This window comes from Shewanella sp. HL-SH4 (assembly GCF_051164845.1).
GTDB lineage: Bacteria > Pseudomonadota > Gammaproteobacteria > Enterobacterales > Shewanellaceae > Shewanella > Shewanella glacialimarina.
Genome location: NZ_CP195037.1, coordinates 425,857 through 449,538 on the forward strand (window position 1 = coordinate 425,857; position 23,682 = coordinate 449,538).

At 41.7% G+C, this 23,682-nt stretch carries 15 protein-coding genes; 9 read left to right on the forward strand and 6 right to left on the reverse strand.

Annotation, left to right across the window (positions count from 1 at the left end):
* Positions 1-1,105: 1,105 nt before the first annotated feature.
* The 4 genes from ACRWQL_RS02790 to ACRWQL_RS02805 all read right to left on the reverse strand — a co-directional run bounded on the left by ACRWQL_RS02790 (position 1,106) and on the right by ACRWQL_RS02805 (position 3,203).
* The gene (locus ACRWQL_RS02790) at positions 1,106-1,573 is read right to left on the reverse strand and encodes an RDD family protein (protein ID WP_434952228.1); all 468 of its coding nucleotides are present in this window, start codon (positions 1,571-1,573) and stop codon (positions 1,106-1,108) included.
* Between the two features lie 376 nt (positions 1,574-1,949).
* The gene (locus ACRWQL_RS02795; RefSeq protein ID WP_434952230.1) at positions 1,950-2,225 is read right to left on the reverse strand and encodes a hypothetical protein; all 276 of its coding nucleotides are present in this window, start codon (positions 2,223-2,225) and stop codon (positions 1,950-1,952) included.
* A 400-nt stretch (positions 2,226-2,625) separates the two neighbouring features.
* Positions 2,626-3,033, reverse strand: coding sequence for a type II toxin-antitoxin system death-on-curing family toxin (locus ACRWQL_RS02800; RefSeq protein WP_434929949.1), 408 nt, complete (start codon positions 3,031-3,033; stop codon positions 2,626-2,628).
* A complete protein-coding gene (locus ACRWQL_RS02805) occupies positions 3,033-3,203 on the reverse strand; it encodes an acetyltransferase (RefSeq protein WP_434929950.1) in 171 nt (56 codons plus the stop codon). The genes ACRWQL_RS02800 and ACRWQL_RS02805 overlap by 1 nt, the downstream gene beginning before the upstream one ends.
* Positions 3,204-3,830: 627 nt before the next feature.
* On the opposite strand from ACRWQL_RS02805, the gene ACRWQL_RS02810 reads away from it, so the two are divergent.
* Positions 3,831-4,175 carry a hypothetical protein gene (locus tag ACRWQL_RS02810; RefSeq protein WP_434952232.1) on the forward strand — a complete coding sequence of 115 codons (345 nt, stop codon included), beginning with the start codon at positions 3,831-3,833 and terminating at the stop codon, positions 4,173-4,175.
* A 40-nt stretch (positions 4,176-4,215) separates the two neighbouring features.
* Here ACRWQL_RS02810 and msrQ read toward each other — a convergent pair whose 3' ends face one another.
* Together msrQ and msrP are read right to left on the reverse strand one after the other, a co-directional pair.
* Positions 4,216-4,821, reverse strand: coding sequence for a protein-methionine-sulfoxide reductase heme-binding subunit MsrQ (msrQ, locus tag ACRWQL_RS02815; protein ID WP_434952234.1), 606 nt, complete (start codon positions 4,819-4,821; stop codon positions 4,216-4,218).
* Positions 4,821-5,855, reverse strand: a complete 1,035-nt coding sequence (gene msrP, locus ACRWQL_RS02820; protein WP_434925884.1) for a protein-methionine-sulfoxide reductase catalytic subunit MsrP — start codon at positions 5,853-5,855, stop codon at positions 4,821-4,823. The genes msrQ and msrP overlap by 1 nt, the downstream gene beginning before the upstream one ends.
* Before the next feature lie 179 nt (positions 5,856-6,034).
* Between msrP and rmuC the strand changes: the two genes are divergently transcribed.
* From rmuC to recD, 8 genes are all read left to right on the forward strand, one after another.
* Positions 6,035-7,525 (forward strand): DNA recombination protein RmuC, encoded by a 1,491-nt coding sequence (gene rmuC, locus ACRWQL_RS02825; RefSeq protein ID WP_434925883.1) that lies wholly within the window; start codon positions 6,035-6,037, stop codon positions 7,523-7,525.
* 125 nt (positions 7,526-7,650) lie between these two features.
* On the forward strand, positions 7,651-9,594 hold the full coding sequence (locus ACRWQL_RS02830) for a transglycosylase SLT domain-containing protein (protein ID WP_434952235.1): 1,944 nt from the start codon (positions 7,651-7,653) through the stop codon (positions 9,592-9,594).
* Positions 9,595-9,682: 88 nt separating this feature from the next.
* Positions 9,683-10,594 (forward strand): AAA family ATPase, encoded by a 912-nt coding sequence (locus ACRWQL_RS02835; RefSeq protein ID WP_434952237.1) that lies wholly within the window; start codon positions 9,683-9,685, stop codon positions 10,592-10,594.
* Between the two features lie 11 nt (positions 10,595-10,605).
* Positions 10,606-11,691, forward strand: coding sequence for a DUF58 domain-containing protein (locus ACRWQL_RS02840; RefSeq protein ID WP_434952239.1), 1,086 nt, complete (start codon positions 10,606-10,608; stop codon positions 11,689-11,691).
* On the forward strand, positions 11,681-13,747 hold the full coding sequence (locus tag ACRWQL_RS02845; RefSeq protein ID WP_434952241.1) for a transglutaminaseTgpA domain-containing protein: 2,067 nt from the start codon (positions 11,681-11,683) through the stop codon (positions 13,745-13,747). Before ACRWQL_RS02840 ends, ACRWQL_RS02845 begins: the two co-directional genes overlap by 11 nt.
* A 75-nt stretch (positions 13,748-13,822) precedes the next feature.
* Entirely contained in the window at positions 13,823-17,434 is a 3,612-nt protein-coding gene (gene recC / locus ACRWQL_RS02850) for an exodeoxyribonuclease V subunit gamma (RefSeq protein ID WP_434952243.1), read from the forward strand.
* A gap of 89 nt (positions 17,435-17,523) precedes the next feature.
* Positions 17,524-21,336: a UvrD-helicase domain-containing protein gene (locus ACRWQL_RS02855; protein WP_434952245.1), complete on the forward strand. Its 3,813-nt coding sequence runs from the start codon at positions 17,524-17,526 to the stop codon at positions 21,334-21,336.
* A 1-nt stretch (position 21,337) separates the two neighbouring features.
* Complete coding sequence (gene recD / locus ACRWQL_RS02860) at positions 21,338-23,578, forward strand: exodeoxyribonuclease V subunit alpha (protein WP_434952247.1); 2,241 nt, start codon at positions 21,338-21,340, stop codon at positions 23,576-23,578.
* The last annotated feature ends 104 nt before the right edge of the window (positions 23,579-23,682 follow it).

Sequence of the window (23,682 nt, forward strand, 5' to 3'; positions counted from 1 at the left end):
CATGCTCACCTCAATGTCAGACATAATCTCACTCTACAAGGTATTCGCTAATTGTAGATAACACAAAAATATAACGTTTCAGTATTTGTGCGTTGCGCTGTTTGCATGGCACAAACCGCTTGTTGAACTTGGCCGTTGCCGAGTCCAGGTTAATGGCTACACTTTATGCTATAGGAATTTGCTTTTTTTGATCCGAGCGCTAGGCTGTAAAGCAGTTTTGAATTGATTATGAGGCTTGATTTGTATGTGTTCAATTGCAATTCCCTTTTCATAGTGGTGTTCCATCACGTCTTTTAAATCTAGTTGATTCAATGAGGTTAATACACTCGATTGAGTTAGCATTTGGCTCCGCGCAGCGGCTTAGTTCACGCCCAAATAATAGTTGGTTAAAATATGCGACGCAGGAGCAAAAACCAACTGTAATTTGTTCTGATTAATTTGATTGTTATTTTTCTTGCTTAAGGTGATTAACCATACTTGTTATTTAGTTTTCTCATGAAAGCCAAAAACAATTCAAAACATAAAACAACAATAAATATATATATTAAGACAGGTATAAAAGCCATAAATGAACTCAAAAATAGTAACCCTATAACAAAGTTAGCAGCTTCTATAAAAATAAAGTTTTCGATAGTACAACTTTTAACACTCATTCCTCCGGCATTCCATCCTTCGCAATTAATGACGAATAAAATAGGAAGTATAAATGCGCAGAAGTATATAAACATGCGTGCTTTCTTTGACTTTGTCATAGTACTCTTCCTTGAAACATAGCGTTTTAGTAATTGTGCGTTGCGCGGTTTGCATGGCACAAACCGCTTGTTGGACTTGGCCGTTGCCGAGTCCAGGTTAATAGATACACGTTATGCTATAAGAATTTGCTTTTTTTGATCCGACCTCTGGGCTGTAAAGCAATATTGAATTGATTATGAGGCTTGATTTGTACGTGTTCAATTGCAATTTCCTTGTCATTCTGGTGTTCCATCACATCTTTTTTAAGTCTAGCTGACTCAATGAGGGTAATATACTCAATAGAGTCAGCATTTGGCTCCGAGCAGCGGCTTAGTTCAACGCCTCGCTTTTCATATTTCGTAACAGCACCTTGTTATGACCTGTACTTTTTAAGAACATATGTGTCCGATACAAGGTCGTGAAGAGCTCTTTTATCCTTTCGAAAAGGTACAGTTATATATCCAAGTAGCATTGTAAAAAAAGTGAATATACGCCCAAGATTACGCAACATATTTTGCCTAATTGTAATGCGATTGTTGAATTCGTCACACACTTTTATACCAAGTACAAACTTTCCTAATGTGCCTTGTAAAGGGGTTGCTTCAATTACAAGATAATATAGCCCTAACATTAATAAACCAGCATCACTCAATACATATGAGGTTGTCATTTCGTTTGAATCATAGGTTTTTGCCCAACAACCGAATAAATACCAAGCCATATTTAATAAAAAAAAATCAATTATTAGAGCTAGGATCCTCTTGAAAAAACCTACGTTTTCGTAAGATACGCGATTTCTAAGATCTTCGGCAATTTTGTCACATTCATTTTTCCCGCTCAATTTTTCGACTCCGTATTAGTCATAACATTTTAGTATTTGTGCGTTGCGCCATTTGCATGGCACAAACCGCTTGCTGAACTTGGCCGTTGCCGAGTCCAGATTAATGGCTACGTTTTATGCTACAGGAATTTGCTTTTTTTGATGCAGGCTCTGGGCTGCAAAGCAATGTTGAATTGATTATGAGGCTTGATTTGTATGTGTTCAATTGCAATTCCCTTTTCATAGTGGTGTCCATCACATTTTCTAAATCTAACTGATTCAATGAGGTTAATACACTCGATTGAGTCAGCATTTGGCTCCGCGCAGCGGCTTAGTTCAACGGCGCTATATGCCAACGAAACGAGCGTAGCGAGTTGAGGTCGGAATAATTGGTTTGTTATATTTTCGCATTACTTATCATGTGCACTGTTCTAAGACGATACCCCTCTTCCCATGCGACCAGAACTGCAAGTAACCCTGAGAAGAATATGATACCCATAGACATTGGAAGGAAAGTTACAAGTGATATGGGACCCATACTTAAACCTACAAATGTTAAACAAAACAACAAAATTGAGAAGATAAAAGCCAGCAACCCTAAGACAGCTGTTGCTCTAGCAATAAAAAGTAAAAAACCCAAATGCTCACTCCGTATATTCTTATAAGGTTTCATGTTTCGTCCTTGATGGTTAAGTTGATGGTTAAATTTGAGTGAAATATAACCTTTTAGTATTTGCGCGTTGCGCTGTTTGCATGGCACAAACCGCTTGTTGGATTTGGCCGATGCCGAGTCCAGATTAATGGGTACGCTTTATGCTATAGGAATTTACTTTTTTTGAGGCTGGCTCTGGGCTGCAAAGCAATGTTGAATTGATTATGAGGCTTGATTTGTATGTGTTCAATTGCAATTCCCTTGTCATTATGGTGTTCCATCACATCTTTTTTAAGTCTAACTGATTCAATAAGGTAAATACACTCGATTGAGTCAGCATTTGGCTAAGCCGAAAATAATAGTCGGCTATAATCGCGAGGCTAAATCTAACCCACTGTTTTAGTTACGTTTAAGAAATTTGTTATGTTTTAGATTGAGAACATTGCTCTTTTTCATATTGAGCATAAAGAATATCAGCAAAATCCAATTCTGTTATGATCTCTAAAACTAGATCTCTTACAGCATCTGCTAGTAAATCATTGTCCGAAATCAACTCAAAATCATTAAGCGATAAATACTCAAAAGCCACGGCTAAACCCGTTCGTTTGTTGGCATCTGGCAACGCATGAGATATGGCAATGCTTGCAGTATATTTTGCTGCTATTTCAAAAACATCGTCGAGACCGTTATAAACGATTGCATTATCAATACGACTTAAAGCTCCCTGAAGTTTTGAAAGATCGATGCTTCCCTTCATTCCAGGTTCAGTTTCAAGAATATAGGTATTGATTTCAACAACCCTTTCATATGGAAAGCAAATTATATCCATTACATGAAAGCCAGTTTCTTAAATGTTTGAACGTGAGTTCTCAAAACCAATTTTGTTTCTGACTTTACAATTTGCTGACCAGATATGCCCGATAGATCAAGCTCTTTAGTCGCTTTTATTTTAGGCCGCTGTACAGCTTTAACACCATAATTTTCTACTTTAAAATTCATAATTAACATTCCAAATATACGATTGCTATAATTATACGCTGATATCCTGAGAAAACATAACGAGGCTGTAAGGCAAAGTAAAGGTAATACCACTCATTATTTCAAGTCATAGGACAATTGAGTTATTCGAAAATGTTTAACTAGATGGCTAAACTTATTCAACCACTAAGATCGACTAGGTCGGTTTGAATGATCAAAAAGTTGGTATATAAAAAGATAGCATACCCCCAAAAAATGAATGCCTAAAAAATAAGTTTTTAAGTATCACTTTCAAAACTTAACAAGATTAAGGCAGGGTAATAAAGCGAGTAGAGTTTACAAAGTCGACAACACAACAACACAAGCCGCTAAATTTTTCAAATGCTGTGAAGCACTGCAAACCGATTTACATCGCGCTCAACACCAGTTTCTTTAATGCTATAACGCAATACATGCCTTTAATAAGGGTTAAATCATCTTGTCTGATACAACGGCTATGGTTTGTCATCTGGATCTGTTTGCCAGTTAATCTTCGCGCGATATTTTGTGGTCGCTATGGTGGAGTGAATCCATTAAATGTGAACAAGCAAACATAATACTGCTTTAATCGGGCGTAGAATGAGGCAAAATTGATGTTGGAGGTTATTTATGTGGTGGAGAGTGCTGATTATTTCAATCGCTTATTGGTTAATTGGCGCGCATTTTCTTCGATTTAACCATATTGAACTGGCCATTATCGCTGCCATTTTACCCTGTTTAATGTTTGTAAAACATGCCGTTGTCTCACGACTGTTACAGTTAGGTTTAGTGCTGGGCTGTATTTTTGTTTGGGGAGTATCAACGGTTGATTTTGTGCAAATGCGTCTAACGATGGATGCTCCCTGGCTTAGGTTGGCTAGCATTATGGCTGGTGTGATGGCTTTTACGTTATTCGCCGCCTATTGCTGTAATGGCTTAACCAGAAAAAACAAAGGATTACACTTATATTATTAATCACCCCACATAAAATGCGAGGCGATGTATTTCACAAAAGTTACTGCTGCGACGGCAAGTATTTCGCTAGCTTTTGCTTGCGTAAGTAAACTAACGCCAAACAAATCACAATATAAATACTGGGTTCAATAATTTCAGATTTAACCGACCAGTAAAAATGCACTGGTGCTAGTAAAGCGACTAGATAAACCCAGTTATGCAGTTGTTGCCAGCGCTTGCCCATTTTCTTCCTAACCGCCATTAACGAGGTCACGCTCAGTAGTAGCAAAATACTATAGGCTAACGCGCCAACCAAAATGTAAGGGCGCTTGATCACTTCTTCGAGTAAAAAGCCCCAGGCGAACAATAAATCTAAGCTGATAAATGCGGCGATATGTAATGTTGCATAGGCAAATACATATAAGCCAATTAAGCGCCGAGTTTGTAATAACAATCCTTGTTTGAGGTATTTTGCCAAAGGTGAAACCACCAAAGCTGCCAGCAGACTATTTAAAGCGCCCATGCCGGTATAATGAATAATGTATTGCACAGGGTCGCCGCCAGCATTGTCACTTAATACCAAATTTACCAAGTACAACATCGGCAATATGAAGGCGATATGTAAACCGCCTTTTAACCACCACAAACCCCGTGGAGTGATCCGCATTAATAATATTTCCTTAAATCGAGATTTTTATATAAATCGGCAACCGTGTCAGCATAACCATTAAACATTTGCGTAGGAATGCGTTTAGCTGAAAATAAGCCACCCTCACCTATGCTTCGCTCCGATGCCTGTGACCATCTTGGGTGATCAACTTGTGGGTTAACATTGGCATAAAAACCATACTCATTAGACGCGAGCTGATTCCAACTGGTGGGTGGTTGCTTGTCCATAACCCGAATTTTCACAATCGATTTAATGCTTTTAAAGCCGTATTTCCACGGTACAACTAAACGAACAGGCGCACCATTTTGCGGTGGCAGCGTTTTGCCATATAAACCGACCGCTAGAAATGCCAATGGGTTCATTGCTTCAGCCATAGTTAGCCCTTCAACATAAGGGTAATGAATACCCCCGCCCATTAAGCGACTTTTCTGCCCGGGCATTTGATCTGGGTCAAACAAGGTTTCAAATGCAACATGGGTTGCGGATGATTTCACGCCTGCTTCTTTTAATAAACTGGCGAGTGAAAAACCGACCCAGGGCACCACCATAGACCATGCTTCAACACAGCGTAATCGATAGGTTCGCTCTTCTAATGCAAAGCGTTTAGTTAAATCATCTAAATCTAAGGTTATTGGCTTGTCTACTAACCCTTCAATTTGCAGTGACCAGGGGTTGACCTTAAATTGTTGTGCGTTTTCAAAAGGGTCTTGTTTACTGGTGCCAAACTCATAAAAATTATTATGGCGGGTGATTTTATCTTCTGGAGTTAATGTGTCTGGTATAACAAATGCTTTAGGTTGGGCAAATTGCAATGGTGAGGTGGTAAATGGAGGCGTTGATTTACTGCTGCCAAAATCAAATAAACCGGCTTGTACATATCCTGGAATACTGGCACCTAAAGCACCCAGTCCTAAGGCTTTAACAATATTGCGTCTGTCTTTAAAAACCGACTCAGGGGTAACTTGATTATCCGGTAAATCCCATGCCGATTGGCGTTTAATTCCCCTGGTAAAGCGTGTTTTATTCACCATGTTATTCCCTCAATACTGTATTACAACTACCCATTAGACAGGTTAATACGCGATAAAATTTCATTTCGATTCAAAAATAAACGAATCACTGAAAAAACATTAAATTGTTCACCATAATACTTGCAGGCCAAACTTTTGCATGCGAATCTTATCGCGTTTCTATTTCAAAGGGTTAGGTTATGCCATTCGTTGTTGATTTCACACCGCCACAAATAGCCGCCATGGTTGCTATAGGGTTATTAAGTTTTTTAATAGGCGCATTACTTAACCAAAGGTTGACCCGTCAACGTTGGGAACAATTAAAACAAAAATACGAAGCTGAAGCGACTTTGGCTTTGATAGAGCAGCAACGTCAAGTTGTTCAAATCCAAGATATCCTAGATGATAAAATTGATAACTTAAATCATCTCCAGTCTAAGCTGGAATCTTATATTAGCCAACTTGCTAGAGCGCAGGCGCAAGTTGAGCGTATTCCTCACTTAGAGCAACAATTAGAAGACAGCCATCGAAAAATATTAGAGTCACAACTTAATCTATCAAAATCTAATGCCATGCAGCAAACCATCATGGCTAAAAGCGAAGCCGAAAACAAAGCATTAGAAGATAAAATCAATTTACTAGAGGTGGCTGAAGAAAGATTAAAAGTACAGTTTGAAAACCTTGCCAATCGTATTTTTGAGCAAAAAAGTGAAAGTTTCAAACAACAAAATGTCACTCAAATTGACGGCGTTCTAGGCCCGCTTAAACAGCAGTTAGATGGATTTAGGCAACAAATTCAACAGTCGTATAATCATGAACAATCTGAGCGCAGTGCATTAAAACATCAATTAAACCATTTACGTGAGCTCAATTTAAAAATGAGCCAAGATGCCATCAACCTGACCAAAGCACTTAAAGGTGATAATAAACAGCAAGGTAATTGGGGCGAAGTCATTCTTGAAAGAGTATTGCAAGAAAGTGGCCTACGTGAAGGACATGAATACGACACCCAGCAAGATTTAAAGAATGATGACGGTAAACGATTTAAACCCGATGTGATTGTTCATTTACCCGATAACAAAGATGTGGTGATTGATGCCAAGATGTCGTTGGTTGCGTATGAGCGCTACTTTAACAATGATGATGAAGATATTCGCCAGCAAGCGTTAAAAGATCATGCCCTATCCATTCGAATGCATATCAAGGGACTCAGTCAAAAGGATTACCATAAACTACATGGACTAAAAAGCTTAGATTATGTGCTAATGTTTATCCCTGTTGAACCGGCATTTTTACTGGCAATAGAGTACGACCCTAGCCTAATTAATTTTGCCCTAGAGCAAAATATTATGCTGGTTAGTCCAACCAATTTATTAGTCGCTTTGCGGACCATTAATAACATATGGCGCTACGAACATCAGAATCAACATGCACAAACCATTGCTAAGCAAGCGGCTAAAATATATGACAAATTGTGCAGTTATATTGATGACATGGACAAACTAGGACGTGCGCTTGAGACTGCTGATAAAAGTTATCAGCAAGCAATGGCTAAATTATCTTCGGGTAAAGGCAACTTAATACGCCAGGCGCATACCTTACAATGCCTGGGGGTCGACTCTAGCAAGCAGATTGGTAAGCAAATACTTAACCGCGCACTCGATGAGTCATTAGACAAAACTGAAGGATAAAATAGCAAAATTAATCATCAGTTAATTATTTACTTTAATACTGTTAATGTTTTAGTAATTTATCGAAAAACTTATTTTAAAAACTTTATCGCAAACGTTGTTCTGAGGCGGAGATTCTCATTTAAATGCGTACTACATGGATTAATACATGTTCACCTAAACGACTAACAACCTTACTCGTTGTCACGGCGCTGACTATTTTATCTAGCACCCCTGCTAATGCCTACACGGCTAAACAGCAGCAATATCTTGATGCGAAAAAAGCCTTAGACAGCGGACAAACTAGCCGTTATCAACAACTCAGAAAACAGCTAGGTGATTATCCATTAGCCATTTATCTTGATTATCACACCAGTATTGATGACATTGTGCGTATGCCGGGTAATAAAGCCTTTAGTGCCATCGAGCAGTTCAACACCATGCCTTTGTATAATTCAGCTCGATATCGTTATTTGATGAACGCTGGTAATACCCAGCGCTGGCAAGACTTTTTAGCTATCTCACCGACAACGCCTAATGACATGCGTTTACAGTGCTATTTTTTACGTGCGCAATTAGCAACGGGTGATAAAACTGCTGCATACAAAGGCGCGGATCGACTATGGCTGCATGGTCAGTCTAGACCTAAAGAATGTGATCCTTTATTTACTCAGTGGGCCAAAGATGGCTACCGTACCCAGGAATTAATATGGGGGCGAATGCTGCTCAGTTTTGATGCAGGACAAACAGGTTTATTAAGTTATTTAAGCCAAAAAGTCAGCAAACATCGTAACGATGCTGAACTGCTATTAAAGGTATACAAAGACCCTAATATATTAAGAAATACCAAACTTTTTAGCAGCTCCAAACCTATTGTGAGTGATATTGTCGATGCAGGCTTGAGAAAACTTGCCAGAAAAGATCTTATACAAGCCACCAAACTTTACGTTAAATATCAAAAAGCGGGTCGATTCAGTGAGGCCAAAGATCGTCAATTAAATCATTATCTGGTCAGGCGTGGATTGATATATCAAGAAGAAGCATTAATCGATCATATTGATACTATGTTACCGCTATTGGCATCTGATGACTTATATGAAATGCGCCTTCGATGGGCTATCCGCCAGCAGGATTTTAATACCGTAAACATTTACCTAGCGCAATTAAGTCAGCAAGGTAAAGAGCATTCTCGCTGGCAATATTGGCAAGCCCGCATGAATGACCAACAGGATACTAAAAAAGCACAGGACAACTATTTAGTGCTGTCTCAACAACGGGATTTTTACGGTTTTAATGCCGCCAAAGTGATCAATAAACCTTTGTCATTTAATGATGACAACTTAACCTCTAACAAAGCATTACGCGCAAAGTTATTAGATGACCCCGGAATGTCTAGGGTCATAGAGCTAAGGGCCATTGATAAATATTTAGATTCGCGTACTGAGTGGATATATCTAATGCGTCGCCATGATAAAGCCATGACAGCTGAATATGGGCTTTATGCGCTTGAGCAAGGCTGGTATGACTTAAGTGTTGAGTCAAGTATTCAAGGGCAACAATGGAACGCATTAAATCTGCGTTTTCCTAATGCCGCCAATGCCGCATTTGTTAACGCCAGTAAAAAGTATAAAGTCGATATTAATGAAATTAGGGCTATTTCACGCCGTGAAAGTGCGTTTAATTACTATGCCACCTCAGGTGTGGGTGCCAGGGGGTTAATGCAATTAATGCCCGCTACAGCAAAACAAACAGCACAAAAGAACAAAATTCCCTTTAACGACGTAAAAGACTTATACAAGCCAAGCGTTAACGTCATGTTAGGCAGTGCCTACTATGCCGAGTTATTAAAGCAATTCAATAATAATCGAGTATTGGCAACAGCTGCATATAACGCAGGTCCTGGTAGTGTAAAACGTTGGTTAAAAGTGTCTAATGGATCATTAGATGCGATGAGCTTTATTGAAACCATCCCATACACTGAAACCCGTGAATATGTTCAAGCGGTATTAAGTTATCGAATGATTTATTTACAACAAGATAACCCCAAAGCCGATATGTTTACCAAACAAGAACTGAATTACGCTTATTGAGTCTCCGTTTGAGTTGACGACCAACCTGCCGTCAACTCAAACGCTAAAAAGGGCGATTAAATCAATATTAAAATAAAGAGGATTAACTGTGTCCCATACCACAATCAAACAGCTAATAAGCCAACTTGAACAAGTTTTGCTTGGCAAGCCGATGCAGATAAAATTAGCGGTTGCGTGTATTTTAGCCAAGGGACACCTGCTTATTGAAGATTTACCCGGCATGGGCAAAACCAGTTTGTCACACGGTATTGCCACCAGTTTAGGCATGAGTTACCAACGAATACAATTTACCAGTGACATGTTGCCCGCTGATATTCTAGGGGTATCTATTTTTGATCAAAACCTGCAAAAGTTTGAGTTTCATAAAGGACCAATATTTAATCAAATGTTGCTTGCCGATGAAATAAATCGCGCCAGTCCGAAAACCCAAAGTGCGCTGCTAGAAGCCATGGCAGAACAACAGATTACTCAAGATGGCCATACCTACCCTCTGCCTAATCCATTTTTTGTTATTGCCACCCAAAACCCCCAGGATCAGTCTGGTACATTTCCTCTGCCCGAGTCACAACTAGACCGCTTTATGATGCGGATATCGATTGGTTACCCAAGCGCAGAAGCTGAAATGGCCATGCTAAAAAATCAACATCACGGTAATAAACGTCCACCATTAAAGCAATGTTTAACCTCTGCTGAGTTAATGGATCTACAAACAGAAGTTAATCAGGTTTCAGCGTCCGATGCGGTACTTAAATATTTATTAGCGCTTATTGATATGTCCCGTCAGCAAAACCAAGCAAGTGGATTATCACCTCGCGCAAGCTTAGCCCTACTGCAAGCAGCAAAAGCATGGGCCGTCATTGAACAGCGAAACTATCTGGTGCCCGAAGATATTCAAGCGGTGTTTCATGCAGTGGCAGAGCACCGAATAAGCGCACATGGCCAATTTCAAGCTAAGGCCTTGTCTGATACGCTGCTTGCCAGCGTTAATCCCATTCTTTAATGGTTTTGAACATGTTTAGCCGCAAAAGTCGTCAAGCTAACACTCACCTCCCTGAGCGGCAAAGCTGGGTAATGCGGCTTGTGCCCAATTCTGCTAAAAAAAAGTGGTCCAGATGGATAAGCCGTAGATTACCGCCACAACAAAGAGTCACATTGAGCCACAAAGGTATTTTCATCCTGCCCAGCGCATTTGGTTTAGCTTGGTTAGCACTTATCGTCCTACTGTACTTATTTGGCACCAACTACCAAAACAACTTAGTGATCGGACTTAGCTTATTACTGGCAAGCGTTTTTCATACCTGTATTCTTTACAGCTACAAAAATTTAGCGGGATTAACTTTTAACGCTATCACTCCAGCAGATGCTTACGCCGAACAAACGCATGCTTTCCCGATAATGCTGACCGGACATACCAAACAAAAACACCCTGATACGACTCATCAACAAATTTGCCTGCAATTTAGTGGCCAGCGCCATGTGCGCTTGGCACAAACTGAAGAACAATCGATTGCAACAGTGCAATATGCACACCCAAAGCGTGGCTTATTAACCCCTGGACGTATTAAGGTATGGTCACATTTTCCGTTAGGGCTATTTAAAGCATGGTCGTATGTTGATCTCGATTTGCACCAAGTTATTTTTGCAAAACCACTCGAATGCGACATTCATTTAACCAGTCAAAGCCGTGATGATAATAATGACATCAGTCATGGCAGAATTCGCCCTGGGGTTGATGACTACACAGGATTACGCGGCTATGTAATGGGCGAGTCTTTAAAACAAGTAGCATGGAAACAATGGGCCCAGGGCAAAGGCATGCTAACTAAAGAATTTAATGAACCTGTAGGCTCACCGGTATGGTTGTCACTTGATGATACCCAAGGGCATGATTTAGAACAAAAGCTAGGTAAACTATGCTGGCAAGTGAATTATCTCACTCAAAAAAATCAAGTGTTTGGCTTAATACTCAACCACAACACCTTAGGTCAAAGTAGTGGTGAAAGCCATCGAATAGCGTGCCAAAAAGCCATTGCCATGTACCGCCCAAGTTTCAATATTAATATTGATAAAAAACCAGGAGGCGATGATGCACGATAACTTTGACAGCATCATTAGCCGCAATACGTTGTTTTGGTTATTAATAACCAACGTAGCGGTTTTAACGCCGCAGTTTTCACACGCAACGCCTTGGACTATGGCCATTTGCGCCATTTGTTTTGTTTGGCGCATGGGAATTTATTACGGCAAAGTGGCAGCTCCGCCTAAATTATTGGTCAATACCCTCGCAATAGCTGCTGCGGTAACCTTAGGTTTGGTGTCATCGCAAATTGGATTGTTAAATGCGCTAATTAACTTGTTAATTTTGGGTTACGCTTTGAAATACATCGAAATGCGCCAACAAAGAGATGTCAAAGTGGTGGTATTAGTGGGCTACTTCATCATTGCGCTGACCTTGCTAGATCAACAAGCCATTATTAACACCTTACACTTAACCCTTGTCGCCATTATCAATACCAGCGTACTGGTAAGCGTTTATCAAGATAACAGAAAACCTTTAACTAACTTACGGTTTAGCTTAAAAATTATCCTTCAAAGTATCCCACTCGCGATATTACTGTTCGTGGTATTTCCTCGTTTAGGCCCGCTGTGGTTGATGCCCAATATGAAAGCGGCCAAAACTGGCTTATCGGATGAAATGTCCTTTGGTGATATCAGTAAATTGACTCGCTCTGATGAACTTGCTTTTAGAGTCGGCTTTGATAATTCTGACGGCAGCACATTAGACCCCAAAAATGCGGATCTCTATTGGCGCACATTAGTGATGGAAAGCTATGATGGTAAAACCTGGCGACAGGACTCGAATATAAAAGATCTACAGGGTCAATCACTTTACCAAAAATTCAATCGCGCTTTACCACAAGACGACAGTCAAAAGATTAATAAATTGGAGTATGTGGTCATCAGCGAACCAAGCCACCAGCGCTGGTTATACGGACTTGACCAAGCCTTTAGTCAAGACAGTAATATTGTAGAATTATCCGACTACAGTCTTTACGCCATGCGGCCAGTAGCCCAACGCCAAAGTTATCGTGTGGTGTCTTACCCTAATAGTGTGATGGATGAAAATTTAACGCCGAACATCCGCAGTATTAATTTAGCCTTACCCGAAAATGCCAACCCGCAAACCTGGCGTTTAGCGCAACAATTTAGTCAGCAATACCCGCAGCCTAAAGCCCGTATTAACGCCATGATGAATTACTTTGCTGAGCAAGAGTATTACTACACGCTTAGCCCACCCGTACTTGGTGATCAGCAAATTGATGACTTTTTATTTGAAAATCGCGCGGGGTTCTGTGCCCATTATGCTTCTGCCTTGGTTTATTTAGCCCGTGCCAGTGGAATTCCTGCGCGTATGGTTACCGGATATCAAGGCGGCGAATACAACCCCAAAGCTGGCTATTACAGTATTTATCAATATATGGCCCACGCCTGGACCGAAGTGTGGTTTGAAGGTGAAGGCTGGCAGCGTTTTGACCCCACCGCCATGATTGCCCCACAACGTATTTTAGATGGCTTTGACGCCACATTTGACAGTCAATCTAGCTATTTGTTAGACAGCCCTTTTAGTAGCCTAAGGATGAAGCAATACCCATGGTTAAACGATATACGTAATCAAATTGCCAGCATGGACTATTATTGGAGCGTGTGGGTGTTAGGCTTTGACGAGCAACGTAAACAGCAGGTATTGAAAAAGTTACTCGGTGATATCAGCACCAGTAAAATAGCCATCGCTATGTTGGTATCCATCCTTATCATCTTGTTATTTATTGCCTACTTTGCCGGGTTATTTGAATTTAAACCAAAACAAGATTTAATCATCCGCCGCTATAAAACCATTACCCAAGTGTTGAGTGTAAAAGGCGTTTCTAGCCCACAACAACAGCCACCTTTAGCTTATGCGCAACAATTAGCACTTGAGCTAACTGAAATACAGCCGCAACTACTGCTGCAATTTAATCAATTTACCGATTATTTTGTCGCTTTAAAATACCAGCCACTTTCAGCGCCGCAATATAAACAAAACTTACGCCAATATACGCGCCTATATTGGTCATTAAGGCTTAAACTGCTAATGATTAAGCAATTGAAATAACATTGTAATATTAGTCGTTGATGCGAGCGAGCTAACCCCATAGAATGGCATAAGATGTTCTATTGCGAGTGCCCTATGCTGTCATTAATTCAATCCAATCAAATGGAAGTTCTGTCTGAGCAACTAGCTAAAATGCTGGCAACCCCTTTGCCTAATACTAGCCTGCTGACGACCGAACAAGTGTTAGTACAAAGCCCTGGCATGTCGACATGGCTGCGTTTAGAAGTGGCTAAACATAACCACATAGCCGCAGCGCTCACCTTCCCTTTGCCGTCGAGCTTTATTTGGCAACTTTGTCATCAATTACTGCCCAATGTACCAAAGGAAAACGCCTTTACCAAAGCGGCAATGACCTGGAAGTTGATGGATTTAATCCCAAGCTTGCTTGATGACGCAGATTACAGCCCTTTGCAGCACTATTTAAATAATGGCAACCTTGAGGGCGGGAATAACACCTCATCCAACTCACAAGATGCGATTAAGTTGTATCAACTTTCAAATCGCATTGCCGATATTTTTGACCAATATTTGGTTTATCGCCCAGATTGGATCCAGGCGTGGGAAAACAACCAACCACTGACTGAAATTAATTCACGTTTTAGCTTAGATGAAAACCAGTTATGGCAACCTAAGCTTTGGCGCGCATTAGTGCATTACAATCATACTGAACTACAGGCGAGCCAATATCACCGCGCTAATTTACACCAGTCCTTACTGAATGCTTTAGCAGACACAACAACCAACATCAGTATGCTGCCTAGTCGGTTATTTGTATTTGGCATTTCGTCCATGCCACCACAAACATTAGAAGTTATTCATGCATTAGCGCAGCGTATTGAAGTGGTTATGCTAGCACTCAGCCCTTGCCAGCACTATTGGGGCGATATTATCGATCCTAAAGTCAGGGCCAGAATGGCGTTAAAATACACCCACAAAAAACAACTCGCCGAAGATTGGGAAGACAAACTTGAGGTGGGTAATCCATTACTGGCTAATAATGGCAAAATGGGACGCGAGTTATTAGATTTGCTGTTGAGTTTACCCCCAGAAAACACTAATTTCAATTATGACTGCTATGTCGAACCAACACCGAATAATCTATTGCACGGTGTTCAATACGATATTTTACAAATGGAAACCCTAGGGCAAGCTTTAGGGCCAGACGCCAGGTTATATCAGCAAATTGATAAACGCCGTTTACTTAAAAACAGTGACACCTCAATTACCCTGCGCAGCTGTCATAGCCCACTGCGAGAAGTAGAAACATTACACGATCATATCGCTAATTTATTAGACGGTAACCCGACTTTAGAGCCAAAAGACATTGTGGTCATGATGCCAGATGTTGCCGCCTACGCGCCTTATATTGATGCGGTATTTGGCACAGTTAACAGTCAATTTTACTCAAGCTTTCAACGCGCCAGTAAGGGGCCACAGCAATTAGCTGTTCCCTATGCCATTGCCGACCGCGGTGCCGCCCAGGAGTCGCCGTTAATTAATAGCTTTTTAACCTTACTGAACATCAATCAAAGCCGTTTTGGGTTAACAGAGGTGCTGTCTATTTTAGAAGTGCCGGCCATTTTAAGGCGCTTTGAATTAGATGAAGATGACTTTGATATTATTAAGCGTTGGCTTGACCATGCCAATGTGCGATGGGGACGAGATGCCAACAGTCGCACCCAATTAGGCTTACCTGCCTTTGGCCAAAACTCCTGGTCATTTGGCATCAAACGCTTAATTTTAGGTTATGCCCTTAATGACCAATCACCTATGTATCAAGGCATACTGCCAGTCAGTGGTGTTGAAGGACAATCGGCACAAGCCTTGGGGAAATTGCTGAACTTTTTGGAAGCGATTGACGATCATACCCAGGCATTCTTTAAGCCCAGTTCAACCGCTGACAGATTAAGCCAAATAAACCAGTTAATTGAAGACTTCTATCAAACTATCGACGATGAGCAGAGCCAAATACTCACCATCAGAAATGCGCTTGCCAGCTTATCAGATGAGCTTATCGAAGCAGGTCATCAAGCTCAGATTAATATTGAAGTACTCAAGCAATGGTTTAATCAAACCTTAAATGACTCACGCGTGGGCCAGCGCTACCTTGCTGGCAGTGTGAACTTTTGTACCTTAATGCCTATGCGTTCAATTCCGTTTAAAATTGTCTGTTTACTGGGCATGAACGACGGCGTTTACCCGCGAGTACAACATCCGGTCGGATTTGATTTAATGGCGCATTTTGGCGCCCAGAAAGGCGACCGTTCGCGCAGATTAGATGACAGATACCTGTTTTTAGAAGCGCTACTTTCGGCGCGTGAGCAACTTTATGTCAGTTACATTGGTCACAGCGAGCGTGACAATGCTGAACGTATCCCCTCGATGCTGATTTCAGAGTTAATTGAGTTCTGCCAAATGAGTTATCTGCCAGAGCACTTATCAAGCAACACATTAACCGAGGATGATATTGAACTCATTGAACAGGCCGTCAGCCAGCAACTTATTCAAGCTCAACCATTACAACCCTTTGATCACATATTATTCACCCCAGATAGCCCCTTGCAAAGCTATCATCAGCGTTGGTGTCCTCCGCCATTAGACCAACAATATGATCAACGCTTTTTCAATCCACAAAAACCGATTATTGCCGAAAAAAATGACCCGCAAAACTCCAATAATGCCAATAATCACCAGCACCACGATCAAAGTGATGAACTGGAGCTGTCGGCATTAATTCGTTTCTTTCGTAATCCGGCGCAGTTTTTCTTCAACCGTAGCCTAAAAGTTGATTTAAACTTGAATTTACAAGCCGATGATAATGACGAACCGTTCAGTTTAGGCGGTTTAGGCCGCTATAAATTGCAATCTAATCTTATCGATTCAGCCTTATGTCAAGTTAACAGCGATGTCGATATTGAACTGCTTAACCAGCTCAAAGCCAGTGGTAGTCTACCTATGGCGCCATTTGATGATATTTTATTATCGCAATATCAACGCGATATAGCCCCTTTGATTAATCGAATACATTTTTTACAAAATGAGCAAACCAGCGAATCGATTAATATCGACTTAACTATGTCAGTTAACTCGGCGAACAATCAGCACTTAAGTCACATAAATTTGGTTGGACGCATCGATAATGTTAGCCCTAAAGGCTTAATCAATTATCGACCAGGCACAGCCCACGGTAGAGATTTAGTCCAGTGCTTTATCCGACATTTATGCCTTAATGCACAAGGTACTATCAAGTACAGTTACTTGTTAGACATGGGCCATTTTCATTGTTTTGCCCCTATCGATGCCAAACAAGCGCAGATGCAGCTTGAGCAGTTTGTGCAAACTTATCTTGATGGCCAGCGTCAACCATTATGTTTCCCGCCTCGTACAGCCTGGCTTTATGCACAAACTGACGGCACACAAAGTGAAAAATTGTTTGCCGCACAAAAACAATGGCGAGACGATCAAACACAATTAGGTGAAGGGTTTGAACCTCACCATCAACGCTTGTTCACTTTTCCAGATGATTTTAGTCAAGCTATATTTGGCCAATTAGTCGATACCTTATTACAGCCCATGGTGAGCTTATATCATAAGGGTAAACTCGGTGAATTAGATGACTTTGTCAGTGGTGAGGCGGTGACACAACAGGCCGCTGAAATAGCCAAAACCGCTAATATAAGTCATTAGCGGTTAACGATTAACTCTCGGGTTTCACCTGTTGAACAGACATATTACACAACGGCAAGCACACTGCATTGGAGCAAAATATACCGCTTATGAATAACGCCAAATCAGCTAATATTACCGTGTCAGCGCTGGATGCGCTCAACTTGCCTTTTACGGGTTCTAGCCTGATTGAAGCCAGTGCAGGCACAGGAAAAACCTATACTATTTCGGGTTTATATTTGCGTTTGCTGCTCGGCCATGGCGGACAAGTCCCCTTGTTGTGTGAACAAATTTTAGTGGTAACCTTTACCAATGCGGCCACTGAAGAGCTGCGAGACCGAATACGTAAACGGATCCAAATTGCTTATAAACGCTTTTTAGGCGTCGCGACTGATGATCACTTTGTTGAGCAGCTTTATCAGCAGATCCCTGAGGATGAGAGAGCCATTGCCCTAAAACGATTCGATTTGGCGCTTAAGTCACTCGACGAAGGCGCTATTTTCACTATTCATGGTTTTTGTCAGCGCATTTTGGCCGACATGGCATTTGAATCGTCATTGCTATTTGAATCAGAATTCACCTTAGACGACAGCGAATACTTACACCATGCCGTGCGCGATTTTTGGCGTGAAGCATGTTATCCGCTGCCATTATTTTTAGCACAACAGATCAGTAATACTTTTGGCGAACCAGAAAAACTCGCTCAAAAAGTACGAGCGTTGTTAGGTGCAAGCCAGGCGATAGCCTCTGACACCCCGCCAGATTTCATTAAATTATCTGAGTCGTTAGTGCAAAGTCTGCAGCGCTTTAAACTGCGCTGGCCTGCTGAACACCCGGCTATGCTAGCACTGTTAATGGACTTGCCTTTAAACGGTCAACGCTTTGGTAAAAAAGCCGATGGTTATCCCAAGTTACTGCAACTGTTTGACGATTTAACCCACTGGGTGGCTTATGGCCAGGGTTTACCGCCGTTAAAGCCAATGGAGCAATTAGCTTTATCAGAACTGAGATTAAATAAAGGCGGTGAAATCCCCTCAGCGCAAGATGCGCCGCTACTGGATCATATCGAGCGCTTAATGGCGTTAATTACTGCCATTATTCCTGCATTTTTAGTCCGCGCCCAAGCCGGCATTAAACAACGATTTGTGCAACAGAAGCATCAGCGTAATTTGATGACGCCCGATGACTTGTTAACTAGCCTGGCGCAAGCTCTTGAGCATAATCCTGACACCTTGCCTAACGCGATAGCAAAGCGCTTTCCAATTGCGCTAATCGATGAGTTTCAAGATACCGACCCATTACAATTTCAAATATTTAATACCGTCTATCAAGCGCCTCAATTTGATCCGCACAGCGCACAAGCAGACGGTTCAAAAACGGGCGGCTCAGGCATTACCAAACCACAATCAGCCACGCCTAATAACGCCATAGGCATCTTGATGATTGGCGATCCCAAACAAGCCATTTATGCCTTTCGCGGTGCGGACATTTTTACTTATATTAACGCCCGTAATCAGACCGAAGCGCACTATAGTTTGGATACCAATTACCGCTCTTCAGCGCAATTAGTTAACGGTGTTAATCATTTTTTCAATCAGCATGACGATCCATTTATCAGCGATGCTATTCCCTATGACCCCGTCAAAACCCCTGTATCAGCACAAAAAAAGATATTGATTGAAGCGACTGAACAAACAGCGGCACTGCGGATAAAACTGCTTCAAGAAAACGAGCAAACTGGGCTAAACAAAACCACCGCTCGTCAATTGCTTGCCAATGATGCGGCCGCAGAAATAACCCGCTTACTGACAGAAGCACAGGCGGGCGAATGTGTTATCAATGGCGATGCATTAATTGCCAAAAATATTGCCGTATTGGTCAGGGACAGAAACGAAGCCGCTGTGATAAAAGCGGCCTTAAGTGCCCGCAACATTGGCGCGGTATTTTTAAGTCGCGATAGTGTGTTTGATACCAATGAAGCCAAAGAAACCGCCCTTATTCTGCGAGCATTAGCTAACCCCAAAGATGAGCGCGCCATTCGTGCCGCGCTGGCCACGGAATTAATAGGCTATAACGCCAATAAAATTCATCAATTTAATCAGGACGAGTCACTGCGTCAAAAGGTGTTGGACTTATTTGCTCACTGGCATCAGTTGTGGCTATCAAGCGGCATTATGCCTGCGCTACTTAGTCTGGCCAATGACACTAGACTAGTGCATCGACTATTAGCTAAGCCTGCCAACGCTATATCGTCCGAACCTGATATTGACAAAGATGCTAGCGTAAACTCGACAGCAGATGACGATGAATTTATCAGCATTAGCGCAAGTGGCGAACGCCGCTTAACCGACTTTCGTCACCTAGGTGAGTTACTGCAACAAAAGGCCACTGAGTTAGACGGTAGCAGCGCATTAATCAATTGGTTTGAACAACAGCTGCTCGGTACCCAAGGTCAAGATGAGCAACAGCTGCGTTTAGAAAGCGAGCAAAATCTGGTGCAAATTGTCACCATTCATAAATCAAAGGGGCTTGAGTATCCCATCTGTTTTGTGCCTTTTATCAGTCTCGCCAGAGGCGGTAATCGTCGTCCTGAGCCGATGCTATATCATCACCAGGGTAAATTAATTTGGGATATTTATGGCAGTGATGAAGGTTGGGAGCAATATAAACGTGAAACCCTAGCCGAAGACTTGCGCCTATTATATGTGGCGTTAACCCGTCCAATTTATGCCTGTTATATGTATATCGCCAATCAATCACGGCAATTAAAAGCCGGCATAAGCTCACAGCTGCATGAAACGGGCATAGGTTATTTATTAGGCATTACAAATAAGGATTGTGATGGCGAACAAATGGCAGCAAAAGTGGCCCAATTAGCCACAATTGATGCCATCAGTGTTAGCCAAGTGACTGACATTATCGACAATACGGTATTAGTCGACAATGTTGATACAAAACAAACCTATGCTGCCAAGCAAACCACTCGAAAACTTGGCTTACCTTGGCGAGTGGGCAGTTATTCCGGGTTAGTAAAACATCTTGCCCATGAAAAAACCGTTCCCGGCGCCGATGATGAAGACTTTAGTGAAGAAACACTTATTGAGGTTGAACTACCTGCTGCACATATTTTAGACCGATTTAGCTTTGAGCGCGGTGCCAATGCCGGTAGCTTTATGCATTTAGTATTAGAGCTATTCGATTTCACCCAAGCAGACACTGAGCTTCAGCCCGCCTTAATCAAAGCGATGCAGCAATACGGTTTTGATCAACAAGTTTGGTTGGTGCCTTTAACCTTGTGGTATCAACAAATCCTGGCCACTCCCTTAGTGAAAACCTTGCTAAATACATCAAACCAAGCGGGTCAACATCCTATTTTTTTACAGGAATTAACCCCACAACAAACCCTAGTGGAAATGGAGTTTTATATACCGATCACTGAACTGCATGCTGAAAAGCTTAATCGCTTATTAGGGCAATTTGGTTATGAGAATAACTTCAGCTTTGACACCTTAAAGGGCATGTTAAAAGGCTTTATTGATTTAACTTTCGAACATCAAGGTCAGTTCTATATTGCAGATTATAAGTCCAACCACTTAGGCCACCAGCTGCACGATTACAGCCAAACATCGATGGCTAAAGCCATCAATAGTCACAGATATAACTTACAGTACATACTTTATACGCTAGCCCTGCATCGATATTTACGCCTGCGGATGCCAAACTATGACTATCATCAGCATATTGGTGGCTGTTTTTACTTATTTCTCAGGGGTATGAGTCCTGATGCTGTTGGCTCAGGGGTCTTTTTTGATAAACCTGAAGCCGCCCTTATCGACCAGTTGGATAAGTTATTTTCTCATCCTGAACTGGTGGACACTCCAGCAAGCCAACACATCAGTCATAATAACGCGGAGAAGCGATAATATGTTAACCACCACGCTCCCCATGGCTCAATTGCTTAAACAGTGGCAACAAGCAAAATTGATCACCGCGTTAGACAGACACTTTGCCCTTGAGCTCGCCAATATTGAAAACATGGCTGCCTCTAGCGTTATGCCCACAAGCGATATCAAGAGTGTTGATAATACCGATTCAGTTGACCAAGTAGACAGTGATTTATTGCTATTAATCTGCACCCTACTAAGTCAGCAATTGTCGAATCAGCACAGTTGTTTAGTGTTGCATAATATTGTGCTAACTAATCCAATGGCAGAAGACATTGGTAGCCACCCTTTTGCGGTGAGTGCTGAAGCATCATGTCAAATCACAGTCGACCACAATCAATTAATTGAACAACTTAGCCAGCTTAATGCTATCGGTCTGCCAGGTGATAACACGCCAATGATCATCGAATTTAATCGACTCTATCTGAATAAATACTATGTGTTCGAAACTCAGGTAGCCCTTAAATTACGCCAACTTGCCAGTATTAATATACTTGCCGACAACCCATTACTGCCTGGCTATTTAGATGATTTATTCCCACCACAAATCCATAATAGCCATCAATTCGATTGGCAAAAAATAGCCACAGCAACCGCGCTAACCAAAGCGCTTGCCGTCATTACTGGCGGCCCGGGTACCGGTAAAACCACCACAGTCACCAAGTTACTCTTGTTATTACTGACTCAGCAGAGTATGACCATTCGATTAGTGGCCCCAACAGGTAAAGCGGCAGCTAGACTGAGTGAATCAATCAAAGCCTCGAAAAATCGTTTAAGACAAAGCTTAACCGCAAATCAGCAACCTCAAGCACTATTGACCGCATTAGAGGCGATACCTGAAGAAGCCTCCACTTTGCACCGTTTACTCGGTGTCATACCGCATTCCCATCAATTTAGGCATAACAAAGACAATCCATTGCGACTTGATTTGCTGGTCATTGATGAAGCATCAATGGTCGACTTACCTATGATGAACAAAATATTAAGCGCACTGCCGGACAACGCCAGGTTAATTTTATTAGGCGATCAAGATCAATTAGCCTCGGTAGAGGCCGGAGCCGTGTTAGCTGATATTTGCCAGGGGCTAAAACAAACTGCACAAACTGCACAAACTGACATTAACGTTGGCATCAACGCAGATCAAACCAATCTGGCGCCCTGGCGTATGCATTATAGTCAGCAGCAAGCTGACAACATTAAACGGCTTACTGGGCAAGATGTGAGTCAGTTTATTGATACCCTTGACAATAACAATACTCAAAATAATTCTGACACGCATAATACTAGCAGTCAGTTTGGCGACAGCTTATGTATGTTGATGCATAGCCACAGATTTAAGGGTGATGCGGGTATTGGTCAGTTGGCAAATGCGGTTAATGACGCGAATGTCAGCCATATCCGTCAAGTGTGGCAGCACGGTTATGCTGAACTGAACTGGTTTGAGCATCAAACCAATTCCAATAAAATTAGCGCCAATCAAATCAGTGCTAATCAAGACAACGCTGGTAAACAGCAGTTATTAGCCTTGTCCGTCAGCGCTTATCAGCCGTACTTAGACATGATACATTTCAATCAAAATGTGTTTAATAATAATGTCGCCAATACACCTGTTTATGGCGCTGAACAAATTATTGAGCAATATAATCAGTATCGTATGCTGTGCGCCATGCGCGCATCTGAGTACGGAGTCGACGGAATGAACATTGCGATTACTGACAGTTTGCGCCAAGCTCAGCTTATTCAACCAAAGCAAGAGTTTTACCTTGGTCGGCCAATCATAGTTCAAAATAATGATTATAATTTAGGCCTGTTTAACGGTGATATTGGCCTGATTTTACAGGACCAGCAAAATCCGGCTCGGTTAATGGCACACTTTATCCAAGCTGATGGCAATTTATTAAAAGTGTTACCCGCAAGACTCCCTAAACATGATACCTGCTTTGCCATGACGGTACATAAATCCCAGGGCAGTGAGTTTGATCAAGTCAGCTTTGTGCTGCCGCCAAGGCCAAGTGTAGCCCAGTGGCAATTGCTAACGAAAGAGTTGGTTTATACCGCGATCACTCGAGCAAAGAATCACTTCTATTGTTTGGGCAGCACCACTGTGTTTGAGCGAGCGGCGAAACAAGTCACCACCCGAGCATCAGGATTAGCACTGCGTTTATGGGCTCCTGAAGCGAATACTGAGATGAATGCTGAGATTAAAACTGAGGCTAGCTAGCCTTAGTTTGAAATAAATAAGTGTACCTCAAGCAGATGTTTGTATCGAAAACGGCATTGAATTCACTTATAAAAAGTACAAAATAGCCGCATTTGAGCAAACTT

Excerpts from the sequence above, each read along its gene's own strand:
- ACRWQL_RS02795 (WP_434952230.1), bottom strand. The coding sequence starts at position 2,225 with ATGAAACCTTATAAGAATATACGGAGTGAGCATTTGGGTTTTTTACTT.
- ACRWQL_RS02800 (WP_434929949.1), bottom strand. The coding sequence starts at position 3,033 with ATGGATATAATTTGCTTTCCATATGAAAGGGTTGTTGAAATCAATACC.
- ACRWQL_RS02805 (WP_434929950.1), bottom strand. The coding sequence starts at position 3,203 with ATGAATTTTAAAGTAGAAAATTATGGTGTTAAAGCTGTACAGCGGCCT.
- ACRWQL_RS02810 (WP_434952232.1), top strand. The coding sequence starts at position 3,831 with ATGTGGTGGAGAGTGCTGATTATTTCAATCGCTTATTGGTTAATTGGC.
- msrQ (WP_434952234.1), bottom strand. The coding sequence starts at position 4,821 with ATGCGGATCACTCCACGGGGTTTGTGGTGGTTAAAAGGCGGTTTACAT.
- msrP (WP_434925884.1), bottom strand. The coding sequence starts at position 5,855 with ATGGTGAATAAAACACGCTTTACCAGGGGAATTAAACGCCAATCGGCA.
- rmuC (WP_434925883.1), top strand. The coding sequence starts at position 6,035 with ATGCCATTCGTTGTTGATTTCACACCGCCACAAATAGCCGCCATGGTT.
- ACRWQL_RS02830 (WP_434952235.1), top strand. The coding sequence starts at position 7,651 with ATGCGTACTACATGGATTAATACATGTTCACCTAAACGACTAACAACC.
- ACRWQL_RS02840 (WP_434952239.1), top strand. The coding sequence starts at position 10,606 with ATGTTTAGCCGCAAAAGTCGTCAAGCTAACACTCACCTCCCTGAGCGG.
- ACRWQL_RS02845 (WP_434952241.1), top strand. The coding sequence starts at position 11,681 with ATGCACGATAACTTTGACAGCATCATTAGCCGCAATACGTTGTTTTGG.
- recC (WP_434952243.1), top strand. The coding sequence starts at position 13,823 with ATGCTGTCATTAATTCAATCCAATCAAATGGAAGTTCTGTCTGAGCAA.
- ACRWQL_RS02855 (WP_434952245.1), top strand. The coding sequence starts at position 17,524 with ATGAATAACGCCAAATCAGCTAATATTACCGTGTCAGCGCTGGATGCG.
- recD (WP_434952247.1), top strand. The coding sequence starts at position 21,338 with ATGTTAACCACCACGCTCCCCATGGCTCAATTGCTTAAACAGTGGCAA.